This window comes from Marinobacter sp. LV10R510-11A (assembly GCF_900215155.1).
In the GTDB taxonomy this organism is placed as follows: Bacteria; Pseudomonadota; Gammaproteobacteria; order Pseudomonadales; family Oleiphilaceae; genus Marinobacter.
Genome location: NZ_LT907980.1, coordinates 774,958 through 798,873, shown reverse-complemented (window position 1 = coordinate 798,873; position 23,916 = coordinate 774,958). Strand labels below are relative to the sequence as shown.

Annotated in this window: 19 protein-coding genes; 6 read left to right on the top strand and 13 right to left on the bottom strand. The window is 54.9% G+C overall.

The features are described from left to right. Positions 1-4: 4 nt before the first annotated feature. The 4 genes from CPH80_RS03800 to CPH80_RS03785 form a co-directional block, all read right to left on the bottom strand. Positions 5-355 (bottom strand): PilZ domain-containing protein, encoded by a 351-nt coding sequence (locus CPH80_RS03800; protein ID WP_096275687.1) that lies wholly within the window; start codon positions 353-355, stop codon positions 5-7. Positions 356-458: 103 nt separating this feature from the next. Further along, positions 459-1,490 (bottom strand): DNA polymerase III subunit delta', encoded by a 1,032-nt coding sequence (locus CPH80_RS03795; RefSeq protein WP_096275686.1) that lies wholly within the window; start codon positions 1,488-1,490, stop codon positions 459-461. Beyond that, positions 1,483-3,621 carry a transglutaminaseTgpA domain-containing protein gene (locus CPH80_RS03790; protein WP_096275685.1) on the bottom strand — a complete coding sequence of 713 codons (2,139 nt, stop codon included), beginning with the start codon at positions 3,619-3,621 and terminating at the stop codon, positions 1,483-1,485. The genes CPH80_RS03795 and CPH80_RS03790 overlap by 8 nt, the downstream gene beginning before the upstream one ends. Next, entirely contained in the window at positions 3,618-4,691 is a 1,074-nt protein-coding gene (locus CPH80_RS03785; protein ID WP_096275684.1) for a DUF58 domain-containing protein, read from the bottom strand. Before CPH80_RS03785 ends, CPH80_RS03790 begins: the two co-directional genes overlap by 4 nt. Positions 4,692-4,812: 121 nt before the next feature. On the opposite strand from CPH80_RS03785, the gene CPH80_RS03780 reads away from it, so the two are divergent. The 3 genes from CPH80_RS03780 to CPH80_RS03770 all read left to right on the top strand — a co-directional run bounded on the left by CPH80_RS03780 (position 4,813) and on the right by CPH80_RS03770 (position 7,870). After that, a complete protein-coding gene (locus CPH80_RS03780) occupies positions 4,813-5,724 on the top strand; it encodes a tyrosine-type recombinase/integrase (RefSeq protein WP_096275683.1) in 912 nt (303 codons plus the stop codon). Continuing rightward, positions 5,721-6,794: a transposase gene (locus CPH80_RS03775; RefSeq protein WP_096275682.1), complete on the top strand. Its 1,074-nt coding sequence runs from the start codon at positions 5,721-5,723 to the stop codon at positions 6,792-6,794. Before CPH80_RS03780 ends, CPH80_RS03775 begins: the two co-directional genes overlap by 4 nt. 398 nt (positions 6,795-7,192) lie before the next feature. Further along, positions 7,193-7,870, top strand: coding sequence for a hypothetical protein (locus tag CPH80_RS03770; protein WP_227520342.1), 678 nt, complete (start codon positions 7,193-7,195; stop codon positions 7,868-7,870). Between the two features lie 135 nt (positions 7,871-8,005). On the opposite strand, the gene CPH80_RS03765 is transcribed toward CPH80_RS03770, so the two are convergent. Both CPH80_RS03765 and CPH80_RS03760 read right to left on the bottom strand, forming a co-directional pair. Continuing rightward, complete coding sequence (locus tag CPH80_RS03765) at positions 8,006-8,842, bottom strand: DUF6160 family protein (protein WP_096275681.1); 837 nt, start codon at positions 8,840-8,842, stop codon at positions 8,006-8,008. Positions 8,843-9,001: 159 nt separating this feature from the next. Beyond that, entirely contained in the window at positions 9,002-9,556 is a 555-nt protein-coding gene (locus tag CPH80_RS03760; RefSeq protein WP_227520341.1) for a hypothetical protein, read from the bottom strand. A 224-nt stretch (positions 9,557-9,780) separates the two neighbouring features. On the opposite strand from CPH80_RS03760, the gene pabB reads away from it, so the two are divergent. Then, a complete protein-coding gene (gene pabB / locus CPH80_RS03755) occupies positions 9,781-11,190 on the top strand; it encodes an aminodeoxychorismate synthase component I (protein WP_227520340.1) in 1,410 nt (469 codons plus the stop codon). Positions 11,191-11,232: 42 nt separating this feature from the next. Here pabB and thrH read toward each other — a convergent pair whose 3' ends face one another. Beyond that, complete coding sequence (gene thrH, locus CPH80_RS03750) at positions 11,233-11,847, bottom strand: bifunctional phosphoserine phosphatase/homoserine phosphotransferase ThrH (RefSeq protein ID WP_096275680.1); 615 nt, start codon at positions 11,845-11,847, stop codon at positions 11,233-11,235. Between the two features lie 251 nt (positions 11,848-12,098). Between thrH and CPH80_RS03745 the strand changes: the two genes are divergently transcribed. Further along, the gene (locus CPH80_RS03745) at positions 12,099-12,821 is read left to right on the top strand and encodes a phosphoadenylyl-sulfate reductase (protein WP_096275679.1); all 723 of its coding nucleotides are present in this window, start codon (positions 12,099-12,101) and stop codon (positions 12,819-12,821) included. A gap of 25 nt (positions 12,822-12,846) precedes the next feature. On the opposite strand, the gene cysB is transcribed toward CPH80_RS03745, so the two are convergent. Further along, positions 12,847-13,824 (bottom strand): HTH-type transcriptional regulator CysB, encoded by a 978-nt coding sequence (gene cysB, locus CPH80_RS03740; protein ID WP_096275678.1) that lies wholly within the window; start codon positions 13,822-13,824, stop codon positions 12,847-12,849. 254 nt (positions 13,825-14,078) lie between these two features. Between cysB and CPH80_RS03735 the strand changes: the two genes are divergently transcribed. Beyond that, a complete protein-coding gene (locus CPH80_RS03735; protein ID WP_096275677.1) occupies positions 14,079-16,817 on the top strand; it encodes a LuxR C-terminal-related transcriptional regulator in 2,739 nt (912 codons plus the stop codon). Positions 16,818-17,124: 307 nt separating this feature from the next. Here CPH80_RS03735 and dinG read toward each other — a convergent pair whose 3' ends face one another. Genes dinG through CPH80_RS03710 form a run of 5 tightly spaced genes read right to left on the bottom strand, consistent with a single transcriptional unit; the run spans position 17,125 to position 23,909 of the window. Continuing rightward, positions 17,125-19,272 carry an ATP-dependent DNA helicase DinG gene (gene dinG / locus CPH80_RS03730; protein ID WP_096281372.1) on the bottom strand — a complete coding sequence of 716 codons (2,148 nt, stop codon included), beginning with the start codon at positions 19,270-19,272 and terminating at the stop codon, positions 17,125-17,127. Continuing rightward, positions 19,272-19,961, bottom strand: a complete 690-nt coding sequence (locus CPH80_RS03725; protein WP_096275676.1) for a general secretion pathway protein GspB — start codon at positions 19,959-19,961, stop codon at positions 19,272-19,274. The genes dinG and CPH80_RS03725 overlap by 1 nt, the downstream gene beginning before the upstream one ends. Before the next feature lie 3 nt (positions 19,962-19,964). Further along, the gene (locus CPH80_RS03720; RefSeq protein ID WP_096275675.1) at positions 19,965-21,629 is read right to left on the bottom strand and encodes an ExeA family protein; all 1,665 of its coding nucleotides are present in this window, start codon (positions 21,627-21,629) and stop codon (positions 19,965-19,967) included. A 10-nt stretch (positions 21,630-21,639) separates the two neighbouring features. After that, positions 21,640-23,088, bottom strand: a complete 1,449-nt coding sequence (locus CPH80_RS03715) for a DUF3336 domain-containing protein (RefSeq protein ID WP_096275674.1) — start codon at positions 23,086-23,088, stop codon at positions 21,640-21,642. Positions 23,089-23,117: 29 nt separating this feature from the next. Then, entirely contained in the window at positions 23,118-23,909 is a 792-nt protein-coding gene (locus tag CPH80_RS03710) for a VacJ family lipoprotein (protein ID WP_096275673.1), read from the bottom strand. Between the last annotated feature and the right edge of the window lie 7 nt (positions 23,910-23,916).

The window sequence follows — 23,916 nt, the reverse complement described above, 5'->3', positions numbered from 1 at the left end:
GGCCTCACATCGTATGAGTCGGGCGATCAGAACTCAGAGAGCCGGCAAGATAGGATTCAATCTTGGTTCTGGCACTTTCGTCATCACCATTAAACTGCACACCAATGCCTGCCGCGCGATTACCCTGGGCGCCCTTGGGCGTAATCCAGATAACCTTGCCCGCAACGGGGAGCTTTTCTGGCTCATCCATCAGGTTCAGTAGCAAAAACACTTCATCACCAAGCTGATACTGCTTCTGGGTGGGTATAAACAGACCTCCCTGGCGAATGTATGGCATGTAAGCCGCGTACAAAACCGCTTTATCTTTAATCGTCAGGGTAAGAATGCCGCTGCGTGCACCAAATCCGGGCCCCATATCTGACACCTTTTAAAATTGAATGTTGACCGTTAAACCGAATGTGCGGGAAAAAATCCCTGATATCTCCGAATCATAGCAGTTGTGCTGAGCAAAAGCGTAATTAGGACGCGCGGCGCTTCGTGGGCATTAAGTCTCGCCAGGCTATGAGCAACCGGCTGGCTTCCAGTTCGGGGTTAACATTGTATACGCCAGCCGAACGGCTCTCCCGAACCATATCCAACAGTTCGTGGGCGCGCCATGCCGGGTTGATACCGGCCAGAAAACCGAGCATTTCACCGGCTTCCGGATCGTTTGCTTTGCCCCCAACACACAGCCGGGCCAAATCCGACGCCCAACCTTCAAACAACCAGAGCATATCCTCTAACCCCAGTGCTTTAAATGCCTTTGCCGCCTCCGAGACCGCAACCTGCCCCTTCATAAATTGCCGAAACTTATTGAACGCCTCATCCCGTAACGCCGGGAACTCACCTGTGGTGTACTCAAGCGCCAGGCGCGGGGCATTGCCCGCCAGCATAAGCGACTTGGCCATAAGCTCTGTGGACGGTTGCTTATCGGCTTCAAGGTGCGCCACCTTGCCGGCAAGCCATTGATCGGCCTGCTCTGTTGAAGGCACCGGTATCGACAACACCTGGCATCGAGACCGAATGGTTGGCAATACGGGCCGACCGCTTTCCTGCAAAAGTAGAAGCACAAAGTCCTCCACCGGCTCTTCAAGGGTTTTCAACAGAGCGTTGGCTGAGTTGATATTGAGTTGATCTGCGCGGTCAATAATCGCAATTTTTCGACCTGCAACCTGGGGCGATGAAACCGCAAAAGCCGAAAGCGATCTTATCTGATCAATTTTGATCATCCGGGACTTTTCCGGCGAGCACACCCGAACATCCGGGTGGCTGGATGCGGCAAGCAGTGTGCATTGACGGCACTGGCCACAGGCAATCGGCGCCCCGGCGTCCTTATTTAATGGAGCTGCGCACAATAACAGACCTGACACTGCATCTGCCCAGGCGCGCTTGCCCACGCCACATTCGCCATTAACCAATAACGCATGAGGAAGCCGGCCCTCGGCAAGGCCATTCTGTACAAACTGCCAGGGTTTCTGAAGCCAAGGCATTTCAAGGGCAATATCAGTCACTGTGCTTTCCTGATTGGGGGCTGGCCCGGAATATCCCGGATCGATGCTTGCCAGCTCTGTGCAGCTGTCGCTTCATGGTAGCTAGCAATCTGCGCAGGCGCTTCAGATCGTCGCTATCGTCCCGTGCGGAATGAGGCCCAGATTGAGGGCTAGATTGAGGCCTAGAGTGAGGCATATAGTAATGGCTGTTAACCATCCGAGCAAAAAGCCTGGCAGAATCGGCTACCGCAGGCTCTGCAACCGCCAGCCTTGAGGCCAAAGCCGCCGGTGTTTCACCATGCCTTACAGGCACACCTGCCCGCCCGCACAGCTGATACCAGGCACCCAGCACTCGCGCGTAGCGATCCCGGCCTACACCCCGGCGCATCTGCAACGCTGATATAAGACCTGCAATCAACAAAGCAGCACCGATAATGCCTGCCGTAAAATAACCCAGCTCGCGCATGCCGAACCCGCCAGGCAAGCGGGACATCAAATCTAACTGGCTTTGGCCCTGATACCCAACCACCCAGCGCTGCCATTGGTAGTTTATGCGATCAAGCTGCAGGCTTGCCCACTGAATAATGGCTACATCGCCGTATCTCTGGGCCGATGCCCAGTTGTTTTCCAAGAACGAACCTTCATCGGCCACTGCGTCCCGTAGGCCCAGCTCAATTCTGTCTGGCGCAATGGCCGCCGTGGGATCAATGCGAATCCAGCCCTGCCCTGCAACCCAAGCCTCAACCCACGCATGGGCATCGTACTGCCTCACGATAAGATATTCGTTACCTGCGCCGCTTTCGCCGCCCTGATACCCCACCACAATCCGCGCGGGAATGCCCGCAGAACGCAGCACAAAAGTGGTGGCGCCCGCATAATGCGCGCAGAACCCGCGTTTTTCATCAAAAAGCAGGCTGTCGATGCCGTCGTTTGGCATTTTGGGCGGGCGCAATGTGTAGAAGTAAGGCTGTTCCCGGAAACGGCTCAGCAGCGATTGGATCACGCCAACGTCATCGGTTGAGCGCTTTAACTCATCAGCCAGAGCACGGGCCCGGGGGTTTCCCTGTGCCGGAAGCTGCAGGTAGCGGTGAGCTTCGCCCGGCTCCAAGGATTGTGCTGCTGGCTTATCGGTGTTTTCCAGCGCCAACCTGTAGCGAATTGTGCTATCTGCCGGTCGGCGGAAGCGGAACAGCTCGTCTGCTTCTTTCACAACGTTATCAGACACGGCCTTCGAGCCTTCAAGCGCAAACGCCCACCGCTGATCCGTGGCCTCCATCAAAACATCGTACTCACGGGCTGCCAGCTCACCCACGCCGCCATCTACATTAACCCGACCCGGCGATCGATAGGGTTCGTACCCGCCCTGGCGCCAGGTTCCATCATCGAGGGTGTCGAGAATCAGCCCCCGCCAGTACCTGTCCCGATACTCCGGCATAGGGCCACCGAAAGTCACACGAAAGGCCCGTTCACTGCTTTGTGCCAGGTTGGATATATCCCCTGGCCGCATGGTGTCACTGATACCCGTGCGCGCCTGGCCAGACACAAGCGGTACACTCCACAAAGGCTCCATACGCGGGAAGAATACGAACAAAAGCACAACGACCGGTAGCACTTTCAGCAGCATAACGCCCAGCCTGCGCCAGCCCGCCTTCATGCCCCCGGGAAGATCCGGTGCATTGAGCACTTGCAGCCCGATAAGCAACAAGGCGATGGCACCGATATTCACCAGCGCCCAGTGAATCTCCTGATGAAACAGAAAATTCACGGTGGCCAGATACACCAGAATATAAAACAGCACGTAAAAATCCCGCGCGTTGCGTGTTTCAAGCCACTTCAAACCAACCGTCAGCACAAAAAACGAGGCGGCCGTATCCACGGTGAAACTTCCTTGCACACGAACCAGATATATCGCAACCAACACCAGCATTATCCCGGTGCGCAGCCAACGGCCCGGTAAACGCACACGCCCATGCTGAGCAAGCCACCGCCAGCCCGCCAATGCGACGCACACAAGGATCAGCCATAAGGGAAGTCGATCAAGCTGGGGTGTCAGCAACAACCCAAAGCTTGCAATCAGCCAGAGCAATGCGCGGGACGGCAGGCTATCGCTGGGTTTTTCAGGCTCGTTCTTGGAACGGCTCCAAAGGCTCATGTTTGGGCCCCCGATGTTGCTTCTGTAGGCTTGCCTGTGTGCTTGATGGTATCTGTGTGCTTGCGCGTGCCGTGGGGTGCTGCAAAGGCATCCCGGGGTTTTTCCTCGCCCCAAACCGCCAACGCTCTGAGGCAACGGGTTGCATGGGCAGGGCCACTGTCTGGCTCAATCACCTGCCCAGGCAAATTCAAACCAAACCTCGCACCACTCTTGCCACGCTCTAAAACCAGCCATGAGAGGTAACTAAGCCGCAACTCATGGTCCGTGCCCGCAAAGGCATTGAAATCCAGCCAGTGGGGGCTGCCTTTATCGGCTTCCCAATCTGCCACCACCATCTGGCCACTGCGGGCAAAACGCTTCCACATAACACGCTGGCTCATATCACCCTCGCGCCAGGGCCTGAGCTCTGCGTGGTCATTACCTTCTGGGGATCGAGAACTGGCCGTTTGCTCGCCATCCTCCACCGCGCTGATCACCTCAGGGGCCGCAATTGGCCGGGGGAACACCACAGCGGCCGACATCGGCCTCATCCACGACCAGGCTTTGAGCAAACCAAAAGGAAAGCGGGTTTCAACCCTGATGCGATCTGGCCGCAGGTAACCCCGGAACGCAGAAGGTACGGGCAAGGTAACATCTACCGACTGGCCAGAAGGCACATGGCCCACAGGCACCGACCGCTCGTCGCCCGAAAGCGTAAGGGCAATGGCGTCGTCTTTGCCGGCCGCAGCCCGCAAAAGGAAAACAATGTCATCGCCGGCAAAGCCTTCACCCGCTTGAACCAGCGTTAACTCAAGGCCGGAAAGGTTTCGATGGGTCTGGTGCATGGCACCCACAAACACCGCACCCAGTAGAAAGGTGACCAGATAAATTAGGCCGTTCTGATAGTTAATGCCGGTAAGTAGCATGATCAGCAACAGCAGCCCGAACACCACGCCGGCCGCCGTTGGCAAAATGAACAGGTTTCTCTGGGTGAGTACCTGGACATCTGACCGCGGAATGCGACGGTTTATCCAGCTTTTGACCCAACTTTTGTTGCCACTGGGAAAGCGGCTACGGATTAGTCTGCTCATTGTGCCCCTGCGGCTGATACTTTTATTAGCATGTTGAACGAAGCCGCTACGCGGCAGAGGCCAAATTCGACTGTACTTCTCTGACCCCTTCCATTTCGGAGGGCTTGTCAGGAGAAGTGTGATGAACGCTAACGAACACGCTCGTTTTCAAGCACTGCACCAACGCTACCTCACCGAACTCACCCTGCGCGGCAAAAGCCCCAAGACCATCGATCTGTACACCCGTTGCCTGCGACAGATCTGCGACTATTTCCAGACCTGTCCCGATCAGCTTAGCACCGATCAGCTCCAGCAGTATTTCATGCATCTGGTCCAGCATCGGTCCTGGAGTCTGGTCAAGATTGCCCGCAATGCGTTGCAGAGTTTCTATCAGTATGTACTGCGCAAGCCCTGGGAATACGTCCCTATCGTCAAGGCCCCCAAGGTTCAGACCCTGCAGGACGTGCTCTCCCTGAAGGAGGTCGAGCGCCTGATTAGTCGCACACGCAAACTCAGTTATCAGGTCTATTTCCTCACCACCTACAGTCTGGGCCTGCGACTGAGCGAGTCCCTGAACCTGACCATCGCCGATGTCGACAGTCACCTGATGCGGGTGCATGTGCGCTGTGGCAAGGGCAAGAAGGATCGCTTCGTGCCTTTACCGCTGATGACACTCAAGGCCTTGCGGCGCTATTGGGCCACTCACCGTCATCCGGACCTGCTGTTTCCCGGGGGACACCCGCCGTATGCGTCGGTTGCCACCTCCGGCAAGCCCCGGGTGATGGACCGGGGTGGAGTGCAGAAGGCCATCAAACAGGTCGCTCTGGACTGCGGTATCCGCAAAAATGTGCACATTCATTCCCTGCGCCATAGCTTTGCCACCCATCTGCTGGAAAATGGGGTTAACCTGCGCTCAATTCAGACCCTGCTCGGCCATGCCAGCCCGGTGACCACCGCCCGCTACACCCGGATGACCCATGAGGCCCAGCAGAACAGTGCCCTGATGATTAATGCTCTGGTGGAGCGCCTGCAGGTTGACTGGGTGACCCCATGATCACCCTGGCGCAGATTCTGCGCGATCATGAGGCCAGCCTGAAGCAGCACGTCGGGGCACGTATGCGACCGGAACATCACGCCGCCCTGCGGTCGATTCTGGCCTGCCATACGCCGGACTGTGGCGAGGTTCGCTATCACTGTCGCGCCTGTCAGCAGGTGCAACAGGCGTACCCGTCCTGCGGCCATCGCAGTTGCCCTGCCTGTCAGCACGGCACCAACAGCCAATGGCTGGGCCGGCAGCGGCAGAAGCTGTTGCCGGTGGATTATTTCCTGGTGACCTTCACCCTACCGGCCCAGTTGCGGGGCTTTGCCTGGCACCACCTCCGATGGACCTGTCACGCTCTGTTCCAGGCCGCCCGGGAGACGCTGTGCCAGTTCGCCCGCAACGATAAACGCCTGGGCAACCAGCTCGGGCTGGTCGGGGTGTTGCACACCCACTCCCGCCGCTTGGCTTTCCACCCCCATGTCCACATCGTGGTCCCCGGGGGCGGGCTGACGGGCCATCACTGGCACGCCCGGGCCGGGCGATACCTGTTCAACGGCCGGGCCCTGGCCACCGTGTTTCGCGCCAAATTCCTCACCCGGATGCGCGAGCAAGGCTTTGCCTTGCCGGAATCGATTCCCAAACACTGGGTCGCCCAGTGCGAGCAGGTCGGCCGTGGCGACCAGGCGCTGACCTATCTGGCCCGCTATCTGTATCGTGGTGTGCTCCGGGAGCAGAACATCGTGGATTACGACGGTGAGCAGGTCACCTTCCGCTACCAGGACAGCCAGACCCGGCGCTGGCAGACCCTGACCGAACCGGCGAGTCGGTTCCTCTGGCGGGTTCTGCAGCATGTCCTGCCCAAGGGGCTGCGACGGGTGCGGGAATACGGGTTCCTGCATGGCGGTGCCCGCAAAACCTTACACCGGCTGCAGTGGCTCTTGCAGGTGGCGCTACCCGGGATCGTCACCCAACCCCGGAAACAACGCGTTTGCCCCTGTTGTGGCGAGCCCATGGGCATCACGCTTTGGCGGCGACCTTGCCGGTGGCCCGGGCCGACAATCCGGCGACGATGTTTAGCATAGACCCACATCCGTCCGACATGCACCTCACAGGGAGGGATCAGAGCACCCTATGACACCACCAGGACAGATCGGCTATCGGTTTCACCGAGGGTCACGGGAACCTCTGGCCTGACGAAAATGACCGCCCAATGCCAGGGCCAAAGCACCTCTCAGTTCGCCGATGATATTTCCTTAATAGAGAAGCACCGGGCTCGTCCAACACCGGATCAGGTCGCGGCTGCGCGCGACCTATCCTTATTTGTTGTACGACAAATCAACGGTTCTGATCACAAACTAACGCCCACACGCTTGAAATACTGTCAGACAACCCGAATACTCATAGATAGAGAGAAGCGTACTGATTGCTGTAACCTCAGACACGCCTCGTACCTGAGTTTATCCCAGCAAGAGGCCAGATTATGAACCACCACACCCTGCCAACCCGGTGCAACCCCGGCGCGGCACACTCTACCAAAAATGCCATCCGAATTGCCGCTGCCATTGCAGCCACACTTGCGGCTGCCACTTCACTGCCGGCAATCGCAGGCGTGCAGGCAATGACCTCCGATGAGATGGTTGAAACCTATGTGAGAGATTCTGCGATAATTGTGGTACCAAGAGAGAGCAGGAAAACGGAAGCTGACCGCCAGCGCATTATTCGCGCCCTGACCATTTCCCCGGGCGAACCCGTTACCACAGAAGCTGAAGATGAAGCCTACCGGGAAGCCCTGCAGCGATTTACAGATGAAGGCAAATCCGACGCCCTGGCAAACGCCGAGGAAGAGTTTCTTCGCCGGGCGTTACTTTTGCCTCAAGAAGAACTGGCGAGAGCCCAGCCGCCCGCAGAATTCACCCCCAACATTGCGCCGTTGATTTTCGGGCAGCAGATGCAGATTCCAGATGAGCCGTTCACCCAGTCTTTTCTTAATGATCAGCTGGGCATTGGCTTTGATGGGCAGAACCTGAACTTCTCCATTGGTACCCCTCCGGGAATAGACCAGATAAACATTCCGCAAGGGATCAATGAAGGGCCGATTAGGCTGACGCCAAGAGCGGGTGGTGGGTTTGATCTTTCTATTGCGGTGCCTGATCAGTAGGTAGTGCTTTTTCCACTCAAGCCCTAGATGAAACGGCAACTTATATTCTTAAGCTGCCGTTTTTTATTGCCTGTTCAGTAACGAAAAACGCCCCGCGGATGCGGGGCGTTTCAACACCTTTGGTATCAGATCAGATTATTTGTGACCATAAACCTTCATGCTAGTATTGGTGATTGCTAGGTTGTCCATTTGGAATGAACCAATAGACTCGCCACCAATTTCAACGCCACCTACTAGAATATCAGCTTGGAAGCTGGGGATAGAAATTTCCAGAGCATCCCCACCAGTAGCAGCAGAAACACCTTTTCCAACGGTGATAGTAGCAAACGCGAATGCGTTCGCAAGAGTAGCTGGATCGGCCGGATCAACCGCACCGCCAGATTCAAGGAAATTGGTGCCCATAACACGCATATCGCGGATATTTACACCCAAGAAGTCCATATCCACATCCATGTCAGTAACGTTAAAGCCAACGTTCATGACCAGATTGTCAGTCAAAGTGTCAACGCGAATGTTGAGCTGAGCCAAGTTACCTTCGATACCGATGTTGCTGGCTAGCAGTGTGCTTTCACCACCGCCACCAGCAGCGTTCAGTGAGACCGAACCAACACCGACCGCAAAGTCAATTGGAGCGCCCGAGATGCTATGAACGTCGATAACCGCATCACCGTCTGCCTCAACGTCAATGTCGATGAGCAAGTCATCGAGGAGACCGGCAACACCGGTAACGTTTCCGGTTGCGTCGCGCTCAACTGCACCACCACCAATAAAGATGTCAGAAACAGACAGATAACCTTCGTCGGTGTAGCGGAATTCACCGATACTGACTTCAGTTTCCAATTCAATGGTCACACCAGCCTGGCCAGTCACGTTGCCCATTGCACTATCATCCAGTGCTCTGAGGTCAGCATGAGCTGCAAACGGAAATGCTGCCACGGCAGTTACTAGTGCGAGTTTTTTCAGGCCTTTCATAATGTTCTCCTTTACGGAACAAATTGTTGTTGTTTCCATACGTACAGACTGTTTGGTTTACTTTTGTATCTGCACGACTACAGAGTACGTCAGAGGTAACAGAATGTTCCGTGACCACCTTCACAATAATCGATAATCAGATTGTCCGACATAATATGATTATCCCGCAGCTCCTTCATCAATTTTGAGATTAAACATCTGCTTCTCCATATCCACGACTACCTGGTCGCCAAACGCCGCTTTACCTTCTTTAACCGTGAATGGCACTAGCTGAGCAAGGGTTGGCCCGAAGATGTGTTCCATTTCAACGACCAGAACCTTTTCTGCATTTGACTCTTGGTTCGGGTTGTCAGCGGTATAAAAGATGGCTGTCGCCCCAATCTTGCCCTTTTTGACCAAGGCAACAAGGGAACGACGGAGCACCTCCAAGGCCATATCGGCATGCATTTCTTCAATCTGTTTAATACGAATGGTCTTCACCTTGTCACCCGTATCGGTCACCACTGCAAACGGTTTTACGCCGCCGGAAACAACGATTCGATCTGAGAGATTCCCAATACCTTTCTGATACATCCGTTCGAACTGTTTTTGCACCATTACCCTTATCTCCTTTTCCGTATCCCCTCCGCTTTGCGCGAACGAAAACGACGGCAGCAGAATTACAAACACAAAAATCATCGCTAGCCGGGCAAACATCGAAATCGTATTTTTCATGCATTTTCTCCATATTTACTTGAAAGCTCTGCTACCCATTCCGGACAACAAGCCTCAGTTCATTTTTTGTGTAAGGATGAAACTATTAACTCAGTTATAATACCGACCGATCTCCTATGAGGCGCTCATCCAAAACGACTTTTCATTAGATCAGTGGAGCCGCGAAGCCGACAACGCCCGTTTTGTGTGCTGCTTATCATTTCTCGAAGATTCCGGAGGTACTTTTGAACCCGGCAACCATGCGTGAACTTAACCGAGAGGCGTATCATCGTCTGCTCACCCATGCCAGCCGGGAAAAGGATTTTGCCTACATAGGAAGCATTGGGGATGACTATTCAAGAGGCATTTTCAGCGGCTTTTCTGCTCAGTCTATTGAATCGGAAGTGATCGAATATCCGGCCCCCTCAAGCTTTTGCACCGACCTTATTGCTCAGAAAATGGAGCAACGGGTTAGCCAGTACCAGATCCAACCAGAGCGCAGTCCCCAGTGCCTTACCGGAGGCTGGTTTGGTTTTGTGAGCTATGAACTAGGGTATGTGAAGGAGAATCATATCTCGCGGCTTTGCCCGCCTTTGGATATCCCACTGTTGTTCGCGGGTTTTTACCTATGGGCCGCCAGCCATAATCGAGAAACAGACCAATATTGGCTATGGACTCATTCTCAATGTCCGAAGAGAATCCGAAAGACCATTGATAAGTGGCTTTGCAAGGATGAACCGCTCGCAGTGCTCGACTGGCGAATGAATTCCGGCTTTGAACCACGCCAAACACCAGACGCCTTCAAAGCGAGCGTCCAGGCAATACGTCGATACATCGAAGCTGGAGACTGCTATCAGGTTAACCTCTCGCAAGAATTTTCCGGGCGATTCTCCGGCGATCCTTGGCAGGCATTTCAGGCCCTAGCCGAAGCAAATCCAACGTCCTATAGCGGCTTTATCCGCGCCGGCAACGCATCCATATTGTCGATATCCCCCGAGCGTTTCCTTGAAATACATGGCCGAACCGTAACTACAAGCCCTATCAAAGGCACCCGCCCGAGGGGAAACACGCCCGAGCGCGATTCTGCCTATGCCGCTGAGCTGAAAGCCTCGGCAAAAGACATTGCCGAAAACCTTATGATTGTGGATCTGCTGCGCAATGATCTCAGCCTGAACGCCAAACCCAAAAGTGTGAAAGTCGATCAGCTGTTCGCCCTCGAGTCGTACCGGAACGTCCATCATCTGGTCAGCCACATCCGAGCCGAATTGACAGACGGTGTAACTCCCATGAAGGCACTGTTCGATGCGTTTCCCGGCGGCTCCATTACTGGCGCTCCGAAAATCCGCGCCATGGAAATTATCCGTGAGCTTGAGCCCCACTGGCGAGGTCCTTATTGCGGGTCGGTGTTTTATCGCGGGTTGGATGGCACTCTGGACAGCAACATAGCGATACGCACCATGCTGTGTGAAGAGGAGTCATCTGAAGGCGTGTCTGATGAGGCGCTTGACGAACTAGAGAAAGGAACAGGAACCATACGATGCTGGGGCGGCGGCGGCATTGTTGCCGACTCGGATCCTGAGAGCGAATACCAGGAAACCCTCACCAAAGTGAAGCCGTTGATGGATTTTCTGGAGAATCTGAACCCTAGCCACTAGAGCCAGAGCAACTAGCAGTCGCCCTGGATCGAGGGCATATTTTTAGACGCTGTGAACAGCACTTGCCTTCAGAAATTCCTGCTTCAATTCCTCAAACTCCTGCACTGCCGGATACTGAGGGAACTCGTCAATTACGTTCTTAGGCGCGTGAAACAGAATGCCTGCTTCCGCCTGCCCCAGCATGGTGGTGTCGTTGTACGAATCACCTGCCGCAATTACGCGATAGTTCAATAGCTGGAACGCACGTACAGACTGGCGCTTAGGGTCTCTCTGGCGCAACAGGTAGTCGGTAATCTGACCGTTCTCGGCAACTTCCAGTTTGTGGCAAAGCAGCGCGGGGTAACCCAGTTTCTTCATCAGTGGCATGGCAAATTCGTAGAAGGTGTCGGAAAGAATCACCACCTGGAACCGCTCGCGCAGCCAGCCAAGAAACTCCTGGGCGCCCGGCAGCGGGTCTAGTTCACCGATCACTTCCTGAATTTGCGGCAAGCCATATCCGTGCTGATCCAGCAGTTTTAGCCGTTGTGTCATCAGAACATCGTAATCAGGAATATCGCGGGTGGTCGCCTTGAGCTCTTCAATACCGGTTTTTTCTGCAAATGCGATCCAGATTTCCGGGATCAATACGCCTTCAAGGTCAAGACATGCCAGTTCCACAGTGATCTCCTGATGTAATGTTTCAACGTTTCAAGTGAGAATTCTAAATGGGAGCAAGGCACGCTCCCCGAATATTAGCGCCGTATCATAAGAAAAACCGGCGAAGAATGCATCGTGCATCGCAACAAAACTGTGAGGTTTTCAGCCCACACCTAAACATCAAGCTATAACCATATAGATTGTCATTCCTTTATGGAATTAGTCGTTTAATGCTAACCTTCTCTAACACCCGTATTAGGTAGTGACATTTTATGAGCAATATCCGCGAGCTACAGGACGAGTTGGGCAGCGAAAGCCCAAGAGCAATTCTGAAGGCTGCTTTCAAACGCTATGACAACATTGCTATTTCTTTCAGTGGCGCCGAAGACGTGGTGCTCATCGAAATGGCCCACAAACTGACCGATAATCTGAAGGTGTTCACGCTGGACACAGGTCGCCTGCACCCAGAAACCTACGAATTTATCGAGCGTGTCCGCAAGCACTATGGCATTAACATAGAAGTGCTGTTTCCCGACACAAGCGAAGTTCAGGATTTGGTGAATCACAAGGGATTGTTTAGCTTTTACGAAGACGGCCACGGCGAGTGCTGCGGTATTCGCAAGGTGAACCCGCTCAAGCGCAAGCTTGCAGGTGTTGATGCTTGGATTACCGGCCAGCGCAAGGACCAAAGCCCGGGCACCCGCGACGAAGTGCCAGTTGTCCAGGAAGACGTCAACTTCTCCGGCCCCGGCAAAACCCTAGTCAAGTTCAACCCACTGGCTAACTGGACGTCAAAAGAGGTGTGGGACTATATCCGCATGACGGAGGCCCCCTATAACGAGCTTCACGAAAAAGGCTTTGTGAGCATTGGCTGCCAGCCCTGCACTCGCCCAGTGTTGCCGGGGCAACATGAACGCGAAGGCCGCTGGTGGTGGGAAGAAGCTACACAGAAAGAGTGCGGCCTGCATGCAGATAACCTTATAGCCCGCCAGTAAGAAAACGGGCGGGGATTGCCGATGCCTAGTAAGTCGGCAGCTCTACATTTTTGAATAATTCCTCTATGTCGGTGCGGCTGCTCTGGCGGGCAACGGCTTCGTCGACAGCCTCTTTAGTAAGGTGCGGCGCGAAACGCTGAATGAAATCGTACATATAGCCACGCAGGAAGGTGCCTTTGCGGAAGCCAATACGGGTCACACTCGGGCTGAACAGTTTTTTGGCGTCCAGTGCGACCATATCGGTATCGGTTTTGGGGTCAAATGCCATGCTGGCGATGATCCCGACCCCAAGGCCCAGGCGCACGTAGGTTTTGATAACGTCCGCATCCGCAGCAGTGAACACCACTTTTGGCGTCAGGCCTTTAGACTTAAACGCCTCATCAAGCTTCGAACGGCCGGTAAAGCCAAACACGTAAGTGACCAGCGGGTGCTCCGCCAGCGCTTCCAGCGTCAACTCAGACAACTGCGCGAGCGGGTGATCCTTGGGCACAACCACGGTACGGTTCCAGCGGTAACAAGGCATCATGATGAGATCGTTGAACAACTCCATAGCCTCAGTGGCGATGGCGAAATCAACGGCCCCGGTGGCCGCCATTTCGGAAATCTGCATCGGCGTGCCCTGGTGCATGTGCAGGGACACATCGGGGTAGGCTTCAATAAAGCCACTGATCACCGGCGGCAAGGCGTATCGCGCTTGGGTGTGAGTTGTGGCAATACTCAGGTCACCCTTACGCTGGTTACTGAATTCCTGGGCAATCTTCTTAATGCCTTCCGCACGGCGCAGAATTTCACCGGCTTCGCGCACGATGATTTCACCCCCTGGGGTGATGCGGGTTAAATGCTTGCCACTGCGGGCAAATATTTCCAAGCCCAGCTCATCTTCCAAAAGGCGAATCTGCTTGGAAATGCCCGGCTGAGACGTGAAAAGACTCTGGGCAGTTGCCGACACGTTGAGATCATGGTGCGCAACTTCCCAAATATAGCGCAACTGTTGTAATTTCATTCGCTCTGTCGCTCCCTGAGTTTTCGGCCTGAGACGGGCTGCATATAGATGTAGACATGTGACCAAGGCCCAAGAATACGCATAACACGTCTATTTTTCATTCTTTATTAGTATATAAGAGCCCACTGACTCAGTTTAGACCATAATGCCGTTTGCGCAGCTTATGACGGCCATGTTTGTTTCTCCAACCCTTGACTTGACCGAGACAGAGCACACAATCCGAGGTCACCATTTATTCGGCATCTGGAACAGCAATGCTATTAACCACCAAGTTCCTCAGGCCCGCCTCTGATCCGCGAGCGGTTCGCCGTGAACGCCTCAGTTCACTTTTGGCGCCAGGCCATCCCAAGCGCATGAACCTTGTGATAGCGCCGGCAGGATTTGGTAAAACAACATTGGTAAGCCAATGGTGCGCCCGCACAACTGGCCCCATTGCCTGGCTGTCCCTGGATGAACACGATGATGAGCCCCAGCGCTTCTGGCAGTACATCGCCGGCGCATTTGAACACGCTGGCCTAACCGGGCTTGAAGACTGTCACAGAAGCCTTGCAGGCAATACGGACGACCATCTCAACAGCGCGATTACAGCATTGATCAACGCACTAGCATCCGACGGTGGCCCATGGGTTCTGGTGCTCGATGATTTTCAGTTTGTAGCCAACGAGAAGATTCAACGCCAGTTCGGGTACTTTGTGGATTATCTTCCTGCAGATGTCACGGTGACTCTGGCTTCCCGCACTGAGCCGCCCCTGCCATTGGCCCGCTGGCGTGTGCGCCGCTGGGTGCAGGAGATCCACCCTGCATTGCTGGCGTTTTCTGAAGATGAATGCCGAGAGTTTTTTCACAGCACCATGGGCTTGGCCATTTCAGAGCAGGAAGTACAGGCCATTTGCCGCCGAACCGAAGGCTGGGTGGCGGCCATGCAACTGTCTGCGCTATCGGGAATTAACAGCGGCTTGGCGCGAGATCCGTCAGCTACTGCTTCAGATGTACCATTAAACGCCCTGAGCATAGATGAACGGCACATCAGCGACTATGTGCTCAGCGAAGTGCTAGATAAACAACCAGAGGCCATTGTCGCCTTCTTGCTCGATACCGCCTGCTGCCCGCGATTATGCGCCTCCATGTGCAACACCATTCGTAACGCGGACGACAGCCAGGAAAAGCTGCAAACCCTGCTGTCCCAGAACCTGTTTCTGATTCCCCTGGATAATCACAACGAATGGTTCCGCTATCACGACCTGTTTCGCGATGCCTTGCTGCAGCGCATCCGCCATGCCGACCCAGAGCGCGCCCACCTGCTCTGGCACCGAACGGTGGAATGGCTTTTAGACCACGGTCAGGTTCAGGAAGCCATTGCTCAGATTGTGCAGAAGGAAGACTGGCCATGGTTGGCTGAAGTTCTGGCAACCCACGGTAACAATCTGATTCATGGGGGCTATCACCTGCCGGTTCTAAACTGGCTTGAATCACTGCCCCCAGAGCAGATAGAAGAAAGCGCCCAGTTGCAGATGCTGCGGGTTTGGAGCCGCTTTTTTGCCAACCGATTTGATCATCTTGAGCCGCTGTTGGCCAACGTTGAGGATTTGCTTGACCGCCGTGTTGCAGATTCCGCACCCGATGCAGAGGGCGCACTGGGCCTGCAGAGCGAGGTATCGCTTATACGCTCTTACTTGGCACGGTCGCGCAGCGATGACAAAAGTGCCAGCGACCTGACGCGTCAGGTTCTAGCGGATATTGACCACACGCGAATTCCTCTCAAATCTGTGACCTATTACGGCTTAGGGCTGGACGATTACGGCAGGGGCGACCTGACAGGCGCTGAAGAAGCGCTAAAGTCTGCGGTGCATTATGGGCAGGTTGAACGAAAGCCCAGCACGGTGCTTTCCAGCGGTGGCCTGCTGGCCTGGATACAGTACAACCGAGGCGATATGGACCTCGCGTTGGATACCTGCACCGAGGTGCGCCGGTGGGTTGATCAACACTACTCAGACCCGAGCCAGCCCAGGCTAATCTCATGCTGGCTGAATGCCGCGCTCACCGAAATTCACCGGGAACGTAACCAGCTACAGGATGCAGCCGCTCACCTCGCGCCTTTGCTGGAGCATGTAGACCAAGGCACTGAGCCGGGGCAACATGTGATCATTCAACATGTCCGGGGGCATCTCGCCTTTAGCGATGGCCATTTTCAGAAAGCGATAGACGCGCTTGAAGACGCAGAGCAACTAGGCCGAAAACGCAGAGAACACATTGTTTTCGAGCCACCCGCCAGCGCCGCTTTTAAGGCACGATGTTTTCTAGCAACCGGCCAAATTGCTCAAGCCCGCCAAAGCTTGGAATCACTGGATAGCCAAGCTGTTACCAACCCCCTGAACCGGGAACAGAACAGCATTAGCTACGCCCGGCTGCTGGTTGCGGAGGGCCAGCCGGAAAAGGCACTTGAGATTCTTAAAACGTTGGAGTCCGAAACTGAACAGAACGAACACAACCGCCACCTGGTGGAAACACTGCTGGTATGCGCTGAAGCACTTGCGTTGCAAGGTCGAAGCGACGAATGCCGGGAGCGACTTGAGCGGGCGGTCAGCGTGGCAGCCGAAGCCGGGTTTATGCGCTTGTTTGTTGAAGAAAGCCCACGCCTGCAGGCGCTTTTGCTTGAATCACCTGCCCTGAAAGGCGAAGGAACTTGGCAGCGTAGCCTAAGACTCATGCTACAGAGCCAAAAGAACCCAAACACCGCGAGCCAGAAAGAAAAGAAACCTACACCGGTCAGCCAAGACCAAAATCAAGGCCTTGCTGAGCCGCTGAGCCAGCGGGAGCTGGAAGTGCTGGAACTCATTAACGCTGGGGGGGCAAACAAAGACATTGCCGTGCGCATGGGTGTAGCGCCGGCAACGGTAAAGGCCCATATACGCAACCTTTATGGCAAGCTGGGCGTTGGTCGGCGAACCGAAGCCCTTGCTCGGGCGCGGGAACTGGGCCTTCTCACCCAGTAGGTTTCGCCGTGCTTTTGTGACGCCCATCACATCCGGCGCGAACTTTTCACCTAGGCTACGCCCTTTGGACGATTCGGCTACGCCCCCTACTCCCCTATTATTGATTCCACGGTAGGGCAAGCCCTCACCATGAATTCTGGAACTTCAGGCCTTCAGACTTCTTGCACAGCGTTGTTTAGACGCACGGGTTTTTTTCGAGGACCCCTTATATAAGCCAGCCTTCGGGCTGGCTCTTTTTTTGCCTCTTAATCTCTCTACCTCTCGCCTTTTTACCTCTCTATCTCTCACCTCTCTATCTCTCACCTCTCTATCTCTCGATGATGCGCCGGAACGGTGGTAACGCATCCAGCAGCAACTGACCATAACGCCTTGCGACAATGCGGCGATCAAGAATCGTAACTCTTCCGGTATCTTCTTCTGTACGCAGTAGACGGCCCACAGCCTGTACAAGTTTAATGGAGGCGCCCGGCACCGTAATTTCCATAAACGGGTTGCCACCGCGCTGAGTTACCCATTCCGCTAGGCTGGCCTCGATAGGGTCGTCTGGCACAGAGAAAGGCAGCCGTGTGATCACCACATGGTGCAGATACTTACCGGGTAAATCGATCCCTTCTGCGAAGCTGGCCACGCCAAACAGTACACTAGCCCTGCCCTCATCAATGCGAACCCGGTGCTGACGCAAAACCTCACCCCGGGACATGTCGTCTTGGGTAATAATCAGGTCCGGGTAGTCCGGCGCCAGCGCATCCCGCACTTGGTGCATTTGCCGGCGGGAGGTAAACAACACAAGCGTGGCGGTCTCACCGGCCCATACTCCCGGCAGGCGCTTGATCAATTCATCCGCAAAACCGTCGTCGGTGGGCATACAGGCCATGGCTGGCACTTCGACTGTCGCCATCTCGTTATAACGGAAGGAACTGGGGACCACCAGCAAACGGCTGGCGGCGGGCAAGCCTGCCCTGGATTGCAGGCGATCAAAGCTGCCCAGTGCCGTTAGAGTGGCACTGGTAAGCACCGCACCGTAGGCCCGCGACCAAAGCCTTGAGTACAAAAGGTTGTCTGCCAGTACCGGCGAGCTGAACAGTGTGATGTCTTCCGCATGATCCCAGCGCTGCCGCACACTCCAACGTGCCGGAGGGGGGCTTTTGCCTTTGTTCGGGCCATCAATCTGTTCCGTCCAGGCTGTCCAGAGGCGTAGCTGGTCTTCCGACCGGCTGTGAAACGCACCAATCACCGGGTACCAAGCTTCTGCGGTGTCTCGGTCGATCTCATGCTGTTTGCGTTCATCGAACGCGCCCTGCAATTCATCCGCCAGCACGCCTAGGTGGCGCACCAGGTTCGCGGTGGCAAGCCGGCTCTCAGAAGCCAGTTCTGCCAGTGCCTCTGGCAGCTCACCCTCAGGGTACCGCCATTGTGCAGAGCGGCGTTCGTCGTTGAACTCCCAGCCGGTGTTGTGCTCGGCTTCTTCGTAAACCCTGCTAAGCACCAAATCGACATCTCGAGAGGCGCCACTTATACGATCAATCGTTTTCGCACCCTGAGTGCCCGCGGCCAAATAGGGCTGCATTTTGGCAAGCGCTTGCGACAGCTGCTTAAGCCATTGCCGAGTCGAGTTCAGGGGTACAGACGCCGCAAAGTGATTCAGCGCTTTGTCTGGCAGGTGATGGGCTTCGTCGAAAATAAACAAGGCATTTTCAGGTTCCGGCAGAATCGCACCGCCACCCAAGGCCAAGTCAGCGAGAACGAGATCGTGATTGGCCACCACAATATCCACTTCGTCCAGATCTTTGCGAGCATCAAAAAAGGCGCAGCTGTCGAAGTAGCTGCAATGCCGGTTGGTGCACTGGCGATGATCGGTTGTTACCTGGCGCCAAATCTCATCTGGTATCTGCTCGGGCCAATGGTCTCTGTCGCCATCCCATTTGCGCGAGCCATAGCTTGCCAGCATTTCTTCAAAGAATGCCCGGGTGCCCGGCTCCTCGGTGCCGTGGCTGTCCAGCAGAAACAACGGCATAGTATCGCTATCGCCGTTACCTTCATCATGCAGGCGCGTCTCCAAGCGGGACATGCACAGATACCGCCCGCGGCCTTTGGCCAAGGTCCAGCTAAAGTTCATCTTGCTGTGTTTTTTCAGATCCGGCAGGTCTTTGAGCACAATCTGATCTTGCAACGCCACCGTTGCTGTGGATATTACTAAGGTTTTATTAAGAGCCCGAGCCACGGGAATGGCTGCAATGAGATAAGCCAGGGTTTTACCCGTACCCGTGCCGGCCTCAACCACACAGGCAGCCGGCGGTGAGGTACGTTGGCCGTCGTTTTCGGTAATATCGCCCATGTAGCGGGCAATCTCAGCAATCATTAAGCGCTGGCCATAGCGGGCACGAACGTCTTTGCCGGCCAGAACGTCGCGATAACTCTGCTGAATCTCCTGTTTGATCTCGTCGGATAATGCCATCAGCGCGGGCTCACCCAATCGCGGACAATGCCCACCCTAAAGCGTGTTCCCTGCTTGCTAAGCACCACGCCATTTTCAGTGACCTCTTCTACGGTAATACCAGAAAAGGATTCCCCACGGCTTAGGTAATGATCATTGATCATCACCCGGCTGGCGTAGGGATCTGTGGAGTAAATATGGCTGTTGAACATTAGGTTCGGAATACTCTTCTGAAATGAAAGGGGCAGCTCAACCAGGTGCGGCACTCTTGCTCCACCTCTTGCTATGGCAAAGGCCTCATCTTGGCGCAATGCCGGCGCCTGGCGCTCCTGACGAACAGTCGGCGTAATGATGGTTGGCCATTCACGAGCAACGGCTGTTTCAGATTCAGGAGTACCTGCCGGAGCCGTGGGAGCTGGCGCTGGATCAGAAACTGGCTTTGTTTCCGATTTCGCCGGCTGCTCCAGTGGTGCCTCAGGCTCAGCTATTTGAGCGGTCGGCGCAACAAGCAACTCACTTGGGCGCCCCGGCCAGAACACTACCGCCAGCACTCCAGCGTTTACCAGTAACGCCAGCGCCACCCAAACCACCGGAGATTTCCGGCGTTTTTTGGGCCGGTGTATCAGCTGTACCTGCTGCCCAAGGTCCGGAACCTTGCCCTGCCGGCGTTCAGTTTCTGATTTTCTGAGGGCATCGAGAATGTAGGACATAGCCTATCCCTTCCCTCCGGGCCTGGTGTTTACCAGTCTTGGTACGTCAGCATTCAGGTCGTTGTTAACTTGGATCACCGTCATGGCACCTGCAATGCCATCTACCGTTAGACCCGTTAAGGACTGATACCAGCGCACCTGCTCTTGCGCAGACATACGCTTGATCTTTGCATTGTCTGCGGGCGATTCGCTGTGGGCATCTGCAAGCTCCATCATACGCACGCCTATCCACAACTCTTCACCTTTAGCATTACGGACTTCCGGGTCGCTGGTGACATAATCCGGAAGCTGCCATAGAGCCCGATACTCACCAAACCAGAAGGGCTCGATACTGGCAAAAGACACCTGAATTGATCCTGCGGGCAAAACAATTTCCGCAACGTCGTCTTCAAGATGGCGCAGCACAACATAACCACGCTTGCCGGTATTATCCTGAAGCATCAGCATGGCTGGCCTGTCCAGAAACGCCAGACTTCTGCGGCTACCCTGTCGCTCAAGGCAGCCGAGACCGGCTTCGCGGGCAAACTCACAAGCAATCGGAAATTCCTGCGGGCTGTATTGAACACCCCATATACCAAACAACCCACGGAAAGCATCTTGTAGATTCAGTGCCTGCTCTTCGAAGCTGAAAGAGGGCTTCTTCACGGCTTCAGGTTGTTGCTCTTCGGGCTGATCTTCACGCTGAATCGTGCCAGCCAGTTCAATGGGTGCGGCACTCACTTCGGCTACCGTTTTTCCCCCAGACCATTGCTGGTATAGCCAAAAAGTACTGACCATAGCCAGTAACAGCGAGGCGGCGAGCACCAAAAACCCGGGGAAATCCAGCTTGCCTCTGGCACTCGCGGGCGTTGGCCCTAGGTTGTTGCTACCCGCAACTTCCTTAGCAGCCTGTCGGATATGTGCCGATGTCACTTCATGCTCGCCTTCGGCATAGGCGCCCAACAGTGAGCGGTCGCTTATTAGATTGATTAGGCGTGGTATGCCATTACTAAAACGGTAGAGCTTGCGCACGGCTGCCGGCGCGAACACATCGCCCCGCATGCCCGCAACACCTAGCCGATAGCTTAGGTAGGCAGGCAGTTCGTTACGGCCTATAGCATCCAGATGATAGCGGGCGGTTACCCGTTGATTCAGCTGGCGCAACTTTGGAAGCGCAAGTATTTGCTGCAGTTCTGGCTGGCCCAGCAACACAATTTGCAGCAGTTTCTTTTCTGCGGTTTCAAGGTTGGTTAGCAGGCGTAGCTGCTCAAGCACATCGGCCGAGAGATTCTGCGCCTCGTCAATCATCAAAACCTTATGTCGCCCTGCCGCGTGGGCTTTGAGCAAATCCCGGTTAATCAGGTCGACCATCTGTTTGATAGTGGCGCCAGCCGGGTGAGCGATTTCCAGCTCATCACAAATGGCAGAAAGCAGTTCCCGGGCAGAAAGCCGGGGGTTTAAAATAAGGGCAATGTCGACGTGGGCCGGAGCGTTCTCGATAAAACACCGGCTCACGGTGGTTTTACCGGTGCCCACTTCTCCGGTAATCACGATAAAGCCGCCCTGACCCTGCACGCCATACATCAAATGAGCAAGCGCCTCTTTGTGACGCTCGCTCAGATAAAGGTAGCGGGGATCAGGCGCGATAGAGAACGGAGGTTCTCTGAAGCCAAAGAAGTCGTAATACATGGGCGTCCAGTCAAATGCTCGAGGTGTTCTGGTGTTTTAAGCGTCGCACGCAGCGCTCTAGGGTTTTTGAAATGCGTGCATGGGAGCGAATCATAGAGATTTTCGGCCAAGTTGCACGCTCACCCGCAAGAATCATTTCACGCACAAACTCCGGCTTCGGATCTGCCAGCATTCGCCGGTAGTCTTTGAACGAGTAGGTAGGCGCGATAGTGACGTCTCCAGAATAACGTTGGGCCATGATGGTATGCATCTGGCCATAGATCTGCCGTAGCAGTTCTGGCCGGGCCCGCTTACGCAGATAATCAAACACTCCTTGGCCGTGAAACTGAACTTCAGATTTAAACAAATGCAAAGGCAGGCTGGCTAGGGAGAGCTTCTCATCTCGGCCACGGGCGTTGAGAAACGGCACCACATGGGGGTTGGTCTGGCTTACGATGGTGAAGTTAACATCGTAAAGGTGCATCAACCTGTCTATGGGCAAGTCACTGACCACCGAGCCATCCACAAATTTTAGCCTGGGCATGTAAGGCAGAGTCTGCCCATACATATCCTTTTTCATCAGAGTGACTGGCGGGAATATGCCGGGAACCGCCGCACTGGCAAGGGCCGCACTCCATACCATCAGGTAGGGCGAGGTATAGCCAGACAACAAGCGGGCTTTCTGATGCGCCTGAACTGGCGACACGCTCATGTTGATGGAGCGACCAGTACGCTGGTAAGCCTCTTCGAAGGTGTATTCACCAATATTGGTTCTAAGGCAGGTGCGAAGCTGCTCCTGGTCCATCAACCCTTCGCCCCGCATGGCGCTTAGCAAGCCACGCCACTTCCAGGCTTTGAGATTGTGGTTTTCAGGGATCAGCATTTCAGGTATTTCGGCGTCTGTGTGCACACCCAGCATACCGGCAATAATCGCACCTATGCTCGAGCCAGTGACAACCTGCGGCAGCAAGCCTTTTTCCCAGAGCGCTTTGATAACCCCGAAGTGAAACATGCCAAGGCTGGCACCGCCACTTAACAACAGCGTTGGCCGGCCATAGCTGGTGAGGGTATCACGGAAAAACTGAAGTTTGTCAGCAACTGGAAAGCCCGGAACCGGGTGATCGCAGAGAAAATCCAACGCTTCGCAAGCTTGAGCAATGTACTCCTCAATAAGGTGTTTGGTACCCACCCTGGAATGCGTATACAGCGCAGGGTTGCCCATGTTGCCAAGGTCATGATGAAGCCCCTCACGCAATGCGCGCTTCAGGCGCTCAAAATCATTCTGTTGGCGATATTGTTTAATGCTGCTTAGGCGGTCGTACAATAGCTCGTAGTGGTAATGCTCGGAGGCGAAATCCTCTTTCCACTTCGCCTTACCTTCAAGAAAATCCAGTTCCAGTGCGGCAGCCTTCCACACCTCATAGTTTGGTGCCTCAGCCAGCATCTTGCGGAACTTGCTAATCTTTGGATCTTTGAACACCGCGTGTCTCCCTTAACCGGCCGTCGGGATCAAAAGTCGTCCAGCATCAGGTCTTCATCATTGCGGCCGCTAGCAAACGGATCGCTGGTCACCTTACCGTCGTTGATCAAAAACTGCCTGCGCTGCATGAATGCGTTGCGAACAAAGATATAGGCGTCGCCGGAAATGAAACCCTCCGCCGGGATCAGGTCTGCCCGCTTATCTACAATTTGAAGGCCCCGTGCGTAGTAAATCTCTGGGCTATCAACCTCGTCCCACAGTGATGGCAGCACAAACCCGTCTACACCCAACCCACCGAAATGCCGTGGACTGGATGGCCCGAGAAACGGCAACATCAGGTAGGGGCCGGAGCCGGCGCCCCAGTGCCCTAGTGTCTGGCCGAAATCTTCTGGCCGCTCTGGCAGATCAAATGCGGTTGCGACATCAATCAGGCCACCAAGACCAAACACCGTGTTATAGGTGAACCGCCCCGCTGCGACCACCGCAGATTCGCCCTTCAGCTGTAAAATGCTGTTGGTGAAGTTTCGGATTTCCGTCAGGTTGTTGAAAAAGTTTGTAATGGCGCGGTCTGCGAAATCTGGCACAAACGTACGATAGGTTTTGGCGACCGGCTTAAGCGCCCAGCGATCCACTGTATCGTTGAAGGTGTATACCTTACGGTTCCAGTTTTCGTAGGGATCCTGAGGATTTACCGACGGTGTGCCCGCAGGAACTCGCTCCTGTACATTCCGAGCCATGGCCGAGCTGGCTGAAAAAACCATCGCCAACACAGCCACAGGTAGCACGGCAGACAACCAGCCCCGGGGTGAAAATTTAGTCATGCTCAAC